The 14,131-nt window shown below is 68.3% G+C and carries 14 protein-coding genes; all 14 read right to left on the bottom strand.

Annotation, left to right across the window (positions count from 1 at the left end; translation table 11 throughout):
• Positions 1-5 precede the first annotated feature (5 nt).
• Positions 6-3,713, bottom strand: a complete 3,708-nt coding sequence (locus tag ACIQTP_RS02615) for a phage tail protein (protein WP_403395493.1) — start codon at positions 3,711-3,713, stop codon at positions 6-8.
• Positions 3,714-3,869: 156 nt separating this feature from the next.
• A complete protein-coding gene (locus ACIQTP_RS02620) occupies positions 3,870-4,277 on the bottom strand; it encodes a hypothetical protein (RefSeq protein WP_403395495.1) in 408 nt (135 codons plus the stop codon).
• Positions 4,278-4,279: 2 nt separating this feature from the next.
• Positions 4,280-4,855, bottom strand: a complete 576-nt coding sequence (locus ACIQTP_RS02625) for a hypothetical protein (RefSeq protein WP_403395497.1) — start codon at positions 4,853-4,855, stop codon at positions 4,280-4,282.
• A gap of 261 nt (positions 4,856-5,116) precedes the next feature.
• Positions 5,117-5,524: a hypothetical protein gene (locus tag ACIQTP_RS02630; RefSeq protein ID WP_403395499.1), complete on the bottom strand. Its 408-nt coding sequence runs from the start codon at positions 5,522-5,524 to the stop codon at positions 5,117-5,119.
• A gap of 6 nt (positions 5,525-5,530) precedes the next feature.
• Positions 5,531-5,959 (bottom strand): hypothetical protein, encoded by a 429-nt coding sequence (locus tag ACIQTP_RS02635; RefSeq protein WP_403395501.1) that lies wholly within the window; start codon positions 5,957-5,959, stop codon positions 5,531-5,533.
• A gap of 16 nt (positions 5,960-5,975) precedes the next feature.
• The gene (locus tag ACIQTP_RS02640; protein ID WP_403395503.1) at positions 5,976-6,737 is read right to left on the bottom strand and encodes a hypothetical protein; all 762 of its coding nucleotides are present in this window, start codon (positions 6,735-6,737) and stop codon (positions 5,976-5,978) included.
• Positions 6,738-7,205 carry a hypothetical protein gene (locus ACIQTP_RS02645; RefSeq protein ID WP_403395505.1) on the bottom strand — a complete coding sequence of 156 codons (468 nt, stop codon included), beginning with the start codon at positions 7,203-7,205 and terminating at the stop codon, positions 6,738-6,740. It lies immediately after the preceding gene.
• A complete protein-coding gene (locus ACIQTP_RS02650) occupies positions 7,202-7,576 on the bottom strand; it encodes a hypothetical protein (RefSeq protein ID WP_403395507.1) in 375 nt (124 codons plus the stop codon). The genes ACIQTP_RS02645 and ACIQTP_RS02650 overlap by 4 nt, the downstream gene beginning before the upstream one ends.
• 2 nt (positions 7,577-7,578) lie before the next feature.
• Positions 7,579-8,637 (bottom strand): hypothetical protein, encoded by a 1,059-nt coding sequence (locus ACIQTP_RS02655; RefSeq protein WP_403395509.1) that lies wholly within the window; start codon positions 8,635-8,637, stop codon positions 7,579-7,581.
• Positions 8,638-8,676: 39 nt separating this feature from the next.
• Positions 8,677-9,060: a hypothetical protein gene (locus ACIQTP_RS02660; RefSeq protein WP_403395510.1), complete on the bottom strand. Its 384-nt coding sequence runs from the start codon at positions 9,058-9,060 to the stop codon at positions 8,677-8,679.
• A 1-nt stretch (position 9,061) separates the two neighbouring features.
• Positions 9,062-9,502: a hypothetical protein gene (locus ACIQTP_RS02665; protein WP_403395512.1), complete on the bottom strand. Its 441-nt coding sequence runs from the start codon at positions 9,500-9,502 to the stop codon at positions 9,062-9,064.
• A gap of 97 nt (positions 9,503-9,599) precedes the next feature.
• A complete protein-coding gene (locus ACIQTP_RS02670) occupies positions 9,600-10,955 on the bottom strand; it encodes a phage major capsid protein (protein WP_403395514.1) in 1,356 nt (451 codons plus the stop codon).
• Between the two features lie 11 nt (positions 10,956-10,966).
• Positions 10,967-12,034 (bottom strand): head maturation protease, ClpP-related, encoded by a 1,068-nt coding sequence (locus tag ACIQTP_RS02675; protein WP_403395516.1) that lies wholly within the window; start codon positions 12,032-12,034, stop codon positions 10,967-10,969.
• Complete coding sequence (locus ACIQTP_RS02680) at positions 12,031-14,127, bottom strand: phage portal protein (protein WP_403395519.1); 2,097 nt, start codon at positions 14,125-14,127, stop codon at positions 12,031-12,033. The genes ACIQTP_RS02675 and ACIQTP_RS02680 overlap by 4 nt, the downstream gene beginning before the upstream one ends.
• Positions 14,128-14,131: the final 4 nt, after the last annotated feature.

Raw genomic sequence — 14,131 nt, forward strand, 5'->3', positions numbered from 1 at the left:
TCCCCTTACGGGCGCCCCATCAGGGCGACTTGAACGTTGCCTCCGCGGACGCGGACGAACTGACGCAACTCCCGGGCCAAGAACTCGTCGTAGCGGGACGAGCCGCTGGAGCGGATCTCCAACTCCACCCGCACCACGCCGCCACCCCCGCCGGCCATGCGGCGCGAGTCCGGACCGGACCACACCCGCGACCCGACCGGGAGATCGAGGAGCTCGGGCTCGTGCTCGCCCACCCACGTCAGACCCCCGCGCAGGCCGCCCGACGCGGCGGCGCCGACGATGCCGCCCGATGCCTTCCCCTTGACCGCTTTCGCGAGGGCCTTCTCCATGACCTTCGCGAGATGGCTCATGGCTTTTTCGAGCTTGTCCTGCTGCTTGGTCAGCGAGCTGACGAGCTTCTCCTGCGCCTTGATCGCAGCCCCGTACACCGCGTCCGAGGTGGTTTTCCCCGCAGACCCTGCGGCCTTCGCGATCTGCCCCTGAAGGGAGTTGATCGAGGAGATCTCCGACCCCGAAGCCCCCAGCAAAGCGCCCGCGGTCTCCAACCCGCCCCCGTTGACACCCGCTTCGGCGATCTGCTGGATCAGCCCCTTGTCCAGGCCCTTCGACTTGAGGCCCTTGAGCGCGTCTGCGAACGCGGTGTCCTTGTCGCGGGACTGGGTGAGGCCGCCCATGAGGGAGGCCACGGTGACGGTGCTCCCCGCGGAGACGCCCTGGGTGATGCTCGACGACGACAGCACGTTGCCCTTGACGCTGTCCGACAGTTGCGACGCGCTGTTCTTCAGGCCGTCGAGTTTCGTCTTCGCGCTGTCGAGGCTGCGGGTGACGCTGTTCAGCTGCTTGTCGTAGCGGATCAGGGACTTGCCGACCGAGTTGAGTTCCTTCTCCAGGCGGGCCTCGGTGCGGCCATGGAACGCGGCCCGGATCTGACTCGCGGCCTCGTTCAACGCCTGCGTCAGGCTGCCCAGGTCTGCGGGGCTCCCGAGGGACCGCTCGAACGGGGTCGTGTGATAGCCGGCCATCCGGCCGAAGTGGCTGATGCCGAACTGCCCGGACAGTGCAGAGCGGGCGGTCTTCTCCGCTGCGGTGACGCCGCCCTTCGCGAAGTGCGGCACCCGGTCTTCGTTGATCGCCTCCAGCATGGACCGGTACTTCTGTGTCTGCCGCTTGTTGACGATGAACTCTCCGCCCATCGCCAGCAGCGGCACGTCGTCCTCGACACCGGAGCCGCCGGTGATGTGGCCGCCGGTCGCGTACTTCGACACCCCGCCCTGGCCCTGCGCAGGCCGGCCGATGGTGCTGTACTTCGCGATCGTTTCCCGGACGGTCGTGACGGTCACCGTCTTGCTGCGGAGCGCGTTGATTGCCGCTTGGATCGCGCGTGCCGCCGCGCTGGCGCGGTCCCGCGCCGACAGCGTGATGCTCTTGTCTTTCAGGCCGTCCCGCGCCCGCTGTACCGCGTCGATCGCACTCTTCGCGGGCTTCCCGTTCGCGGTGACCTGGAAGCGTCCGTCCTTCAGGCGGGTCACCTTCAGGCCCAGGTCGCGCAGCATCCCCACCGCGTCATCCGTGAGCGCGGACACCGTGACGCTCTTCGCGTTCGGGGTCTTCTTCAGTGCCCCGAGCACCGAGTCGAGTCCGGCGACCGCGTCTTCCGTGCGCATTTCCAGCGTCGTGGCCTTCTTGTCTGGAATGCCGAGGATCTGGTCCGCGAGCTGCTTGGCCTCGGTTTTGTTGAGGCCCATCGCTATCGCCGAGTCGATGAACGCTTTCCGGCCCCGGGTGTAGATCCCGTTGACGGTCTCCCACGAGGAACCGGACTCCCGCGCGGAGGTGGCCGCGCCGTCGGTCTTGTCCGCGAGGTCTTGGAGGGCGGACGCGGCGTTCCGTGCCTTCTCGCTGTTGAGGTCGAGGACCCCGTGATTCATCGAGAGGGCGCCTGCGTTGTCCTTCGCCGCCGTCGATGCCGCGTCGATGGCCGCCTCGAAGCCGATCATCCCGCCCAAGCCTCGGCGCTGCGCTTCGTTGAGGGCCTGGATTGCGCCGCGCAGCCCGTCAGCCGATGCCTTCTGCGCGTCCAGCTTCGTGGCCGCGTCCTGAGCCGCCTGCCCGAACAGGCCCTGCGACTGGGCCGTCAGCTTCGCTTCGAGAGCCTGGTCCGCCAGCGCGGACTTGTAGTCGTCGAGCTTGCCCTTGAACTTGGCGATCTGATCGGGCCGCATGCCCTTGATCATGTCCGCGAGGGCAGTCTTCGCCAGATCCGCCTTACCACCGTGGACCAGATTGGAGAGGGAACTGTCGATCGCATCAACGGACTTGGTGAACTCCTCCGTGGCATCGCCAGGCTTCAGCAACCCCCCAGAGACCTTGGCACCCCAGTTGTTGACGCTCTCCGCCACGCTCGGATCGAGCACCCTGTCGAGTTGGGACTTCAGCTTCTCAAAGTGCGTCCCGAACTTGCTCGCTGCCTCACCAGTGACTTGCCCGGTGGCGCCGAGCCTGCCCAGCGCCGTGGTGAGCTTGTCGACGTCCGGAGGCGCCGACTTGCCCATCGACGACAGCTTCGAGAACACCGCGACCACCGCAGCGATCCCCGCAACCACGAGCGTGGCCTTCGTCGCCGTGCCCAGCGACGCGAACGCGGCCCGCAGGCCCGCCACTCCGCCGCCCGCAGCAGCCGACGCCGTAGTCAGCCCCGTGATAGCAGTCCGGAGGGAGGTGATGCCCTCCGCTGCCGCACCGATCCCCGCACCCGCCAGCTTGATCAGCTTGAACGCGGCGTACACCTGCATCAGGGTGCCGATCAGCGACGGAGGCACCGCCGCCACCAGCTTCGCGAAAGCATTGACCAGCGACAGCAGCCCCGGACCCGCCTGCGACGCGCCTTGCAGCAGGTTGGAGACCGCCCTGGCCACGTTCGTCAGGAGCTCCTTGACGGCCGGCCCCTGCGCCTTGGCGTAGGCGAAGAAACTCGCGATCGGCCCGGACGACTTCCCCTCCGACATGACCCGCATGAAGTGAATCGCACCGTCCGTCGCACTCTTCAACGACGAGTTCGCGAAGGTGCCGACCTTCTTCGACAGCGCGTCGAACCCGCTCGTGTTGACCGCGCCGCCCGCGACGGTCACCAGCCGGTCCAACTGCGTCGACGCGCCCCGAGCCATCGGGGTCAGCTTCGGGATGATCTGGCCGAGGACCGCGAACGAGTGCTCGACGGGAGCCATCGTGAACTTTGCGTTGCTGTCGGAGAACTCGTGGAACGTGTCCCGCAGATTCGAGTACGCGGCAGACGCCCGCTGCGTTGCCGCAGGCATCGACGCCAACGAGTCCGCGACGAACTGCTGCGCCTGAAGCGCCTGCTTCGACTGCGCCCCGTACTTCGTGACCGCAGCCGTGTACTTGTCCTGCGCGCCGGCCGCGTCCTTCAGATTCCCGATCTGCGGAATCACCGCAGCGCCGAACGCCGCGACCGCCAGCCCGGCCGCCCCGGCATGCACTGCGATCGGAGCGAGGGAGGCAGCGACCGGGACCGCAGCCGGGGCGAGCGACAGCATCGTCGCCCGCATGTCGACCATGGCCTTATCGGCCTTCGACGACGACTGCTGCATGCCCCCGGCCGCCGTCGCGAACCGGCCGTGCATGTCGCGAAGTCGCCCGTCGACGTCCCGAAAACCGGCCCCGGTCTGGTCGTTGACCCGCACTGTGATTGTCACGGCATCAGACATTGCCCACCTCCCCTCCTGGCTCCTCGGATGCTGTGCCGAGCCGCTCGATCGCGATCAGGCGCAGTAGATCCGTGTCCTCCTCGTACAGCTGGCTGGGTAGGCACTTGAACCGTTCGCACAGTCCGAGCACCCACCGCGCCCGTTTCAGCTCGCGAGGCTCTCGGACAGGGGTTCCATCGGAATCGACGGCACCGGGGACTGTTCGCCAGAGGTCGAGCTCTCGGGCAAAGGGTCGGCGCTGTGGACCCCCGTGAGGGTCTGGATCCACGCGTTGTTCATGGCCACGATCAGGTCGTGGTCCATCGACAGGACGCCCTCCTCGGTGGGCGGGACCGGCTGCCCGGTGTCCTCGTCTTCGAGGTTCCAGCTGACAAGGTGGCTGATGAAGTTCTTCAGACTTCCGGCGTTCCCGTCGCCGTCGCCTCCGTCGAGGCCGGTGGCCTCCATGTACTCGCCGAGTGACATGCCGCGGATCTTGGCCTCGGCCCCGTGGTGCTCGTGGCCTTCGGCGAACCGGATGGTGTAGGTCTTGACCTTGGTCCTGTAGCCCATGCTCATCTCTCCTGATGCGGGCAGGTGCCGCCGTTGATCTGTCGGCCGAAGTTGCAGTTGTGGCAGAGAATCCGGAACCCGGCCGGGTAGTTGTGGCGGCGCAGCCAGCTGTAGAAGCCGCCCCCGCCTGTCTCCTGGCGGTGCTGTCGACCGCCTCCGTTGATGTGGTCCAGTGCGAGGAACTGGAAGGTCCGCTCGCCGCAGCAGACACACTTCGGTTCCTCGCCGCCATACGCCTTCAGAGCTTTCAGGCGCACCGCCTTGCGGGCCTCGCGCCGCTGGTCCTCCAGCGTCGCGTCGCGGCACTCCGGGGAGCAGTACCGTCGCTGTTCCATCGAGCCCACGAAGTCCTTGCCGCAGCGGGCGCAGGGCTTGGTCACCGGCGGTCGGCAACGGGCGCAGAGGTTCCGTTCGGTGGTGCTCTGGCGGGCGAACGTGCTGCCGCATCCGCTGCAACGCGACGCCACCTGGCTGGAGTTGCGGCATGCCATGCACTGGTTGCGGTAGCCGCCCGTGTCGCTGCGGCGCGCGAAGGCACTGAGCGGCTTGGTCTCCTGGCACGCCCGGCAGACCTTCATTCCTTCCGGGGCCTCGACGCCGAGGCACGCGTCGCAGCGTCCGCAGTTCCTGCATGGCTTGTCGTGCTCCTTCCTCGGCTTCGGTGGCTTCCGCTGTGCGGCCGCCTGTGCGGGGCGGCATTCGGCACACCAGGCGTGTGCCTTGCCGCAGGATTTGACGGTGAACTTCCCGGACGTTGCTCCGCCCATGACCTGGCCTCCAAGCCTTGATGACTTGGATATTCTATCGACCAACTCGCAGACGGATTGCATTACTTGGGCCTAGCTCCAGGTAGGTACATTGCCGTCGGCGAGGACTCCGGGCACCGACGCGGTGAGTTCGCCGGAGTTGGACCGCTGGAGCGGGTAGTCCGTGTACAGCACTTCGTTCGCGAGGGTCTTGCCAGCGACGGTGAGCGTCGTGCTCCGGGCCACCGACGTGGACGGGACGGTCTTGAACACGTCGTGGGCCTGGTTCGCCGTGAAGTTCGCCACGATGTTCAGCGTGATCGAAAAATCCGCGAGGAGCAGGAGCCGCTCGATCGCGCTCTTATCGATACCGGTGATGTCCTGGACAGCGCGCGGGGTCGCGAACTGCAAGTTCGTGACGTCGTTGATGATCGCCCGGACGACGCCGGCCGAGTCATCGACCGAGCACACTGACCACCCGAGACCCGAGGTCTTTGCCATGGCTGGTTATCCCTTCTCTTGCAGGTCGACGATGCGGCCCTGGTTTTCGGTCATGTCCTCAACCCAGTCCGCAGGCCGGGTGTGCTGCCGCTGCCGGCCGGTGGGGTTACCCCGCCAGTCACCGTCGCGGACGAGGTAGATCTCCGGGCGGGTGCGGTGCTCTTCGAAGCAGCGCTGGTGGGCCTCGAAGCGGAACACGGTCAGCCCGTCGCCGCGCTTCTGCTCGCGGAACGTTCGCCGGGACTGGCCCCGGATGTACGCGGCCTGCCGCTGGCCGAGCTCGGTCCGCTCGTCGATGACGGAGTCCCAGCCGTTCAGCCAGGCCGGGCAGGCGACCTGCTCGCACGCGGCCACGATCGTGGTGTCCTGAGGCGCGGTGATGCTGTACGTCTGGTAGGCGCCGACTGGCATCGCCGGGTCGATTCGGTTCACCATCTGCATCACAGGCCCCCTAGAAGACAGTCGAGACGTCGTTGCGGACGGCGGCCACCGCGAAGGTGCACGAGGTGAACCCGCCGGTCGTTGTGGTCACGGCGCGGAGGTAGCGGCGGATCGTCGCACCCGACGCCGTGGCGATCCGCTGCGTCCCGGGCGCCGCGGTCACCGCGGTGAAGGAGAACCCCGCGACATCGGCGAACGTGACGTTGTCCGCGGAGTCCTGCACCTTCACGGTGACGTCGGTGCCGGTGAACGCGAACACCTGCAAGTACGCCTGCGCGCCGAACAGGCCCTGCCCGTTGAACAGCGGCGGGCTGCCGAGACCGAAGTCGACGCCCGTGCCGTTCGTCGCGGCGACGTCGACGCGCTTGCCTGCGGTGAGGAGATAGCCCCACTCCACGCCGAACCCGTTGGCCTGCAAGGACGTAGCAAACGTGAAAGACCCGTCCTGGCCGCGGGTCCCGTCGTAGTTGACCTGCTTCCCAACGATGTTCGCGGCCGGGCTTCCCAGCGTCGTACCGCGGCAGTACATCGCAGTCGCGTCCGCCGTCGGGAGCGCTGACAAAACGGGGTGGGACAGCGTCGGGTTGAACCACGACGAGGCCTCCAGCCGGCCGTCACGCGCGCCGCCGATCCGCTCCATCGCGCCCTTGTCGATGCCGGTCGTCGTGAGCGCTGCGGGTCCGCCGCCGACGTTGCCGATCGCGGTGAAGTCACCAGATAGGTCGCTGCCCCCGATGTAGAGCGCGTCCCCAAGGCCGCCTGTTTTGGCCACCTATGCCACCTCATTCCAGACGTCGTTCAGGACCAGCGGGATGGTGAGCGTGGCCACCCGGTATGTCGTTGAGTCGAGCCGCGTGTAGCCGAACCGGGCTCGCAGCGGCGTGCCGTACGCGCCGAGCAGGTCGACTTCCGCGACGGTCCCGCCGAGTTCGAAGTCACCTGCGTAGGCGTTCATCAGCCCGTTCACGGCGTCCGTCACGGTGGTGTCGACGCCGCCCTGCGGCTCTGTGTCCGCGGGCATGAACACCCGTCCGTTCAGTTCCAGCCGTACCGACACCGAGGTGAGGCCGGACCGGGCCGGGATCGGGGCTGCGTCGGTAACCCACAGGGCGTAGATCAGCCCGCTACCGGGCGCCGATACCGGCTCGTGATCTAGCACTTGCTCGAACAGGCCGAGGCTCTGAGCTTGCGACATGGCCGCGTTGCGGTAGGCGAGGAGATCGAGGGCCACGGCGATCACATCCGTCCCGTGTACCGGCGCAGGAGCCGCTCGCCGATGCCCTGCTTGCGCGCGTTGAGCTTGTCCCGGGTGACGGTCCAGTGGTCGTAGCCGCGGAATTTCGTCGCGGGGAAGTTCCGGGAGCCGATGCCGGCGAGCCACGGCCCGTACACGACGCGGCTGTCGGAGATCTTGTGGCCTTCGATGACCTTGCAGCGGGACTCGTAGTATCCAGTCGGGTTGCGGAACACGCGGTGCATCTCGCCGCGCAGGATGTTCAGGCCTTCTTCGGCGAGGTCGCGTTCCAGCCTGTTGATGTAGGCGTTCGCGGCGGCGCGGGCCCGTCCGTCGAAGAGGGGGCCGCGGCTGCTGGTGGAGACGTCGAGGAGCATGGTCACACGCTCCGAACTCGGGCCTTGCGGCCGTGGCTGGTGTACACGCGGGCCCGCAGGTCGGCGAGGCCCTTGCCGCTGGTCTCGCGCTCGTTGTCCCCGGAGCCTGCGGTCCGCGCGTACCCGGAGCGGCCCTGCAATAGGTCGACGAGGGCCTCCGCGATGCACAGCTGCCGGACGCTTCCGGGCGGGTCGCAGCGGGCCACGGCCGCCCCGTTGCTGTGCGCGGCGGCCGTCGTACCGAGCGCACCGCGGACCACGGTGAGGATCCGGGGCGCGTAGATCGCCGAGTCGGTGTGTGCGGCGAGGACGGACCCGTCCCACGCGCGGGTCACTGTGAGCGTGTTGCCTGCGATGTCGGTGATCAGCATCCGCTCGGAGTCCCGAAGGATCACCTCGCCGACGGCGTAGGCGCTGCCGTTGGCCGCGCCGATCGACACGTCATTGCTGGTCGCGGTCATCGAGTCACCGAAACCCTGCCCGGTGTCCAGCATCGACCGGCCGGTGACGATCATCCGCTCATCGTCAATGCGGAGCAGCGAGCCGATACCGAGCGCCGCGGACGCGGGCCCGTCGACAGTGATGGTCGTCGCACCCGCGGAGGCGACCTGCGCAGCCAACGTGCCGGCCGCTGTCTCGTCGTTGCGGTAGCCGAACAGCCCGGTGACGGTGATGTCCTGCTGGTAGGTGCGGCCCCCGCTGAACGATGCGTTGGAGCCGAGGTTGACTTCGATGCGCGTGTACGGGGGCTCGGCCTTGTCGTCGGCCCGGCGCAGGAGGTAGTTCCCGGGGGCGATGGTGACGCTTCCGGAGGTGAGGGAGGTGACGGAGATGAGTTCGTTTGCGTCGAGGCGCAGGATCCACGGGGTGGCCCCGGTGCGGGGCGGCCAGTCGAACTTGCGGGTGTCCTGCACCGGGTAGAACACGCGGTGTGTCAGGCCCTCGACGGCCTCAGTCGCGTCGGCCAGCGCGCGGTCGATCCGGGCGTTACTGCGCGCGGTCTCTTTCACGTCCAGCTCCGCTTTGATCTCCTCGCGAGTCGCGTACCAGGGTGTCGTCATCTCTCGTCACCTCCTCTCGATGTGCGTAGTCGGAACGGGTCAGGACTCGTCAGCAGCCGACGTACCGTCCGCCTGGCCGCCACCCGTCCCACGGGCAGTAGAGGCCTTGTCCGTCCCCGCCTTCTTGGAGCGGCTCCCCGTCGTTCGGGCAGGCGACGGGCTGGACTGCTCGCTCGGTTCGGGCGAACTCGGCTCCTTCTCGGACGATGTCGATGAGCTGTTCCCAGCTGATACGTCCTCACCTGCCTCCTGCTCGTCAGCGGCCGCATTGCTGGCGCCGCCGTGCACGGTCACCTTCGCCATCTCTGACTCCTCCTCGGGCTGGGTGTTCTCGTTGACCCGCACCACCGAGTCGCACTGCGGGCACTGCGGGGCGCCCACCGAGTACTTGGTGGTGCATTCCGCGCACTCCCACAGGGCCATGTCAGGCCCCCGTGGCGGGCAGGCTCGCCGGGGCGCGCATGACGCCGAGGTCCCGCTGAATCGCGGTGACGGTGCCGGCGCCGGTGCTGGTGAGCTTCACGTACCGGTAGCCGTCGCTGAGGCTGGTGCCCTCCACCTCAACCACGGCCGCGTTCTGCGTCGCCGCAGCAGCGGTGACCATCGTGGCCGCGGCCGCCTGCGTCCTGCGGGTCCACGCGTCCGACGCGTTCCCGGTGTTCGTGTGGTACTCGGTGATGATCGCGAGGTTCTGGGCGCCGGTGCCGCCGGAGTCCTTGGCCTCCTGGAGCGTGTAGGTGTCGCCGACTGCGCCCGCGAGGTAGCAGGAGAACGTCACGCCTGCCGCGGCGCCCTTCAGCGCGATCCACACGCCGTCTGCGGCGGGGGTGGGGTTGAACAGTCGACCGAGTGCTCGCTGAGACATGGGGTGTTCCTTCCGTCTAGGGTCCGGTCCGGGGCGACACTGCCGGCCCGGTCGTGGCCGCCGCCGGGGTGTGAATGCCGGCGGCGGCCGAGGGGTGTTACAGGAGCTCGACGAACGGGGAGAGCGTGCTGGTGGAGCCGTTGGCGGGGGTGATCGCGGACTGGATCCACGGGCGGCCGTCGACGCGCTGGATGATGCGGAACGTCGTCTTGTCGGTGCCGAAGTTGTAGTCCGTGGAGCTGTCGGCGGTCATGATCTGACGGTCGCCCACCAGGTAGTACGACAGGTCGACGAACGCGAGGTCGCCTCGGGAGCCGAGGATGCCGCCCTTTTCGGTGATGATCAGTGGCCTTCCGAAGATGCTCATCGGCATCCCGGCTGCGGCGTTGACGACGAAGACCGAGTTACCGCCGGTGCCGACGGTGAGGGACAGCTGGAGCAGCTGCGGCAGCGCGTCCGGGGAGCACATCCACACGGCGTTGCCCAGCGAGGAGGGCAGCATCCGGGCGTACATGGCGACGACGTCCAGGTACTGAATCTTGCTGGCGGTGGTGCGGGTCACCGTGACGGCGGCCGAGTTGCCCGCGCCGCGGAAACCGAGGGGCTCGCCTGTACCCGACCCGGTCTGGAACTTGTTGTCCTCTTCGAACGCGAGGGCCTTCGGCCACAGCGTTTCGATGAGCGCGGAGAACGAGGTGATGGAGTCCTGGAGCAGCTCGTTCGGGACGGCTGACAGACCAGTCAGTTTCTTCGCGTCGAGTTCGACGCGGCCGAACTTGGGGTTGGAGTCCTGGAGGGCTGCGCCTTCCTCACCCCAGTAGGCGACCATGCCGCCGAACACGCTGCCTGCGTTCGTGGTGGTGTCGATCATCGGGAACGGGACCCGGGCCGACTCCATCGGGACGACGGTGGCGAGCGGCCGGACGACGGCCTGCTCCAGCGCCAGCTGCAAGAGCTGCGAGCGGAGCGTCTCCGGGACGAGGAACCCGCCGTCGGCCGGGCTGACGCTGCTCGCGGCGTTGCGGAGCGCGCCGAGCTTCTCGGCGTCGGGGCTCGCGTTCTTGTGCCAGATGTTGCGGACGTAGTCGATCGAGTTCTCGAAGTGCTTGTCGACCGCAGCACCGGGCGCGGTCGGGTTGTGGGCGGTGCCCTGCCGGTGGGAGGTGAGCATCCCGCCCTTGCGCTTGGCCTGCGGGTCCAGGTCCAGACGCTGGATGCCGTCCTTCGCGTCGGACATGCCGTTCTCGCGCATCATCTGCGCGAAAACCTTCTGCGTCTCCTCGGCCACCAGCCTGTTCAGGTCAGTGCCCTCGCCCTGGAGAGCGTTGCCGTACGCGGTGATGAACTCGGTCAGGGACTCCTTGCTGGCCATGACCTCGCGGAGCTTCGCGCCGTCCGCGAGCATCTCCGCCAGTTCGTCGGCGTTGCGCGGGATGGTCATCGTGGGTGCCACAGTTGCCTCCTTCAGGCCGTCGCCGCGCTGGACGACGTGTCGGGCTCGATCAGGTTGGAGACGAGCGCCGACCAGCCGTCGGTGTCGTCGGGGATGAGGCTGGCGACCATGGCCGTCCAGTCGTCGTTTGCGGGCTCCGGTTGGGGTTCCGCGGGTTCGGCAGGTTTGATGGGCTCGGGCTCGGCAGCAGGCTCGGGCTCGGCCGGGGCTTCCGGCTCCACCACCGGCTCCGGCTCGACAACGGGCTCGGCGGCCGGGGGCTGAACCGCGGCCCGCAGCCGCGCCATGGTGTCCTCGTCGAGGGCGTCCGCGATGCTGATGACCAGCGTCGGCGTCGGCTCTGGCGCCTTCGGCTGCGACGGGCCCTGGTAGCCGTAGGCGGTGAGGTCGTACTCCTGCCGCATCTCCGGGTCAGGCTCGGCGTCCGGCTCAGCCGCAGCACCACGCTGCGCGCCCACCTCATCCGCGAGCCCCGCTTCCACCGCCCCGTCCGCGCTGTACCAGGTCTCGGCCTGCATGAGGGCCCGCCAGTCGGCCGCAGTCCCTCCGGCCTTCGCCGCATACGCGGACGCGATGTTGTCCGAGATCGCGTCGAGGAGCCCGGCCATCTGCTGCATGTCCGCCGCGTCGCCAAGGCACATGCCACTCGCGTCGTGAATCATCAGCATGCTGTTCGGCTGCATCACCAGCCGGTCGCCCGCAAGGGCAATCACGGACGCGATCGACGCTGCGAGGCCGTCGACCTGCACCGTGACATCCGCCGGGTGGCCCCGGAGCGCGTTGGCGATGGCGATGCCCTCGAACACTGACCCGCCAGGCGAGTTGACCCGCACCCTCAGGCGCGGCGCGGTGATCTGCGCGAGCTCGTCGATGAACTCGTCGGCATACGCACCGAACCACCCGCCAACCTCGTCGTACAGCATTACCTCCGCCTCGTCCGATGCAGCGGCGTTGGTGATGCGGTACCAGCGCGGCGGTTCGACCCCGTACTGCGCGCGCAGCTTGTCCGCCTGCTCGCGATGCCGCGCAGCAACCTGGGTGAGGTTGGCGGGCAGCATGAGGCCCGACATCCGGCTCATTCGTTATCTCCCGTCGTGTCCCACGTCGCCACGACAGTCCCGCGGCAGCGAATCCCGCCCTGGCACAGCCGATACGGTCCGGCGCCGTACGCGGCACGCACCGCGTCCAAGTCGGCGAACTGGGTACCGTCGATCTCCGAGCAAGGTGTGCACCGGTTCGCGTCGTTGACTTCACTGGCCGTATAGGTGGCGACCGGAGCGGCCTCCAGCGTCGCGACCCGGCCTACGTTCGTGGCCCGGTGCAGCGCCCCACCCAACTGATCGAGCTTCAAACGGTTCGACAGGCCCCGCAGGAAGCTCTTCACCTGGCGTGCCACGCCCGCGCCGTCCGCGCCCGGCGTGAGCAGCCGCAGCGCCTCACGTCCCGCAGCCGACGCCAGCCCGGACCCGAGGAGCCCAGCCGTCGCCGCAGCGATCCCTACCAGCTCAGACCCGAACACCGCCCGCAGCACTCCGGCATCCAGCCGGTTCGTCACAGCCTCGTCCAACTCCGGTGCGTCCACGGTGACGCCCTGCGCTGCCGCCTCATCAACCATCCGGCCGGCCGCGCGCTTCGCCATCCCGCCGAGTGCTTCCCGCAGGACATCGGCCGCGTGGTCGCTGTCGACGGTGAGGGAGGCGAGGGCGGCGGTGTCGTCGTCGTCGACGGCGGTGCGGATCTGGTCGCCGAGGGCGTTGATCCACCTGTCTTCGATGGGGATCCACCGGTCGAGGAGTTGTGAGAGGGCGTCGTCGTGGTCGGCGCGGACCTGGTCGAGGGCGCTCGTGTCTTGGGTGTTGAGGAGTTGCGCGACCGCGATGTCCCACTCGGTCCGGGCCGCGGGGAGCGCCGCCTGCGGACGGTGGAGCAGCGCCGCCGGGGCGGGGCCGGCCGCGGCGGGCGGTGCCGCGGGCGGTGTGAACGCGATGTCGGGGAGGCCGACCGCAGACAGGGTGCCCGCAGGGTCGAACCCGGCCTGCACCAGGGCTGCGGCAGCGTTGGAGCGGGAGGTCAGTTGGATTGCGTCCTTGTCGACGTCCTCCGGGACCGGGTTGGCGTAGTCGAACTCCAGGCCCGCTGCGGTCGGCCCGTACAGCGGCAGGAGCTGGTTGTTGAGCGCGTCTTTCATCGCTTCGAGGTCGGGGACGATCAGCCAGCGGGCGAACATGCGCTCGCCGGACTCGCCGTTGGCCCGGTTGACGTCGTCCGTGCTGCCCAACATCGGCTTCGGGAATCCGAACGCCTCGCGGATGATCTCGCGGCCGACGTCGCGGAGCTCAGCGAACTGCATGTCCCGCTGGCTGAACTTGCGGTCCTTCCACTGCCCGTGTTCCAAGATGGCGACGCGGTGCGCGTTGGCGACGCCTTTGTGCTGCTCGTTCCACCGGTCGCGGAGCTCGTTGAACTCGGCGTCGGACAGGCCGTTGGGGACCTCGATGATCCCGCCGGGCTCAGCCGAGTTGAGGAAGAAGTTCCGGTTCCACTCAGCGCTGTAGCGCACCGCGTCCAAGTCGGTGAGGAGGGCCTGCACCGGGCCGATACCGCGGTACGGGTCCTCCGGGTGCGGGGTGCGGATGAAAATGACGTCTTCTTTCCGCAACGCGACCTGCTGCCCGTCGGGGCCCGTGTACATGTACCCGGACAGGAACGTCTCCGGGTCCGGGACGGGTGTCATCCGGTCCGGGCGCACCGGCCACAACTCCAGCGGGATCGTGGAGCGCTCGTTGTAGCCGATCACCCACCACTGCTCGCCCGTGAGCTGCTTGTGCTGCGCCACAGCTTCCACGAACACGCTCTGGGTGTAGAACGCGTTCGGCTTGTCCCACAGGTCAAGGGCCGCGTGCGAGGTGACCTGGACGCGGTCTTCCTTCTTCCCGGACTTCGCCTTCCGGTACAGGCCCCACTCGACTCCGGCCTCGGCCTTCGCGGTGCGGTTGACGATGGCGAAGAGGGTGGAGACGGAGCCCATGGCGCCGAGTTCGGCGGTGGTTCCGCGGTTGGAGCCGAAGAGGCTGTGTCCGTAGGACTGGTGGCGGGAGGCGAAGGGGACCGGGGTGGCGGTGGGGCGGGTGCGCAATGCGTTGGCGAGGGAGCCGAAGAGGGTTTTGCCCACCGGC

It is taken from the genome of Streptomyces sp. NPDC090798 (assembly GCF_044768965.1).
Lineage (GTDB): Bacteria > Actinomycetota > Actinomycetes > Streptomycetales > Streptomycetaceae > Streptomyces.

What these genes read in the sequence shown, in the direction of transcription:
- ACIQTP_RS02625 (WP_403395497.1), bottom strand. Translation starts at nt 4,855, where the DNA reads ATGAAGGTCTGCCGGGCGTGCCAGGAGACCAAGCCGCTCAGTGCCTTC.
- ACIQTP_RS02630 (WP_403395499.1), bottom strand. Translation starts at nt 5,524, where the DNA reads ATGGCAAAGACCTCGGGTCTCGGGTGGTCAGTGTGCTCGGTCGATGAC.
- ACIQTP_RS02675 (WP_403395516.1), bottom strand. Translation starts at nt 12,034, where the DNA reads ATGAGCCGGATGTCGGGCCTCATGCTGCCCGCCAACCTCACCCAGGTT.
- ACIQTP_RS02655 (WP_403395509.1), bottom strand. Translation starts at nt 8,637, where the DNA reads ATGACGACACCCTGGTACGCGACTCGCGAGGAGATCAAAGCGGAGCTG.
- ACIQTP_RS02650 (WP_403395507.1), bottom strand. Translation starts at nt 7,576, where the DNA reads ATGCTCCTCGACGTCTCCACCAGCAGCCGCGGCCCCCTCTTCGACGGA.
- ACIQTP_RS02620 (WP_403395495.1), bottom strand. Translation starts at nt 4,277, where the DNA reads ATGGGCTACAGGACCAAGGTCAAGACCTACACCATCCGGTTCGCCGAA.
- ACIQTP_RS02635 (WP_403395501.1), bottom strand. Translation starts at nt 5,959, where the DNA reads ATGGTGAACCGAATCGACCCGGCGATGCCAGTCGGCGCCTACCAGACG.
- ACIQTP_RS02665 (WP_403395512.1), bottom strand. Translation starts at nt 9,502, where the DNA reads ATGTCTCAGCGAGCACTCGGTCGACTGTTCAACCCCACCCCCGCCGCA.
- ACIQTP_RS02660 (WP_403395510.1), bottom strand. Translation starts at nt 9,060, where the DNA reads ATGGCCCTGTGGGAGTGCGCGGAATGCACCACCAAGTACTCGGTGGGC.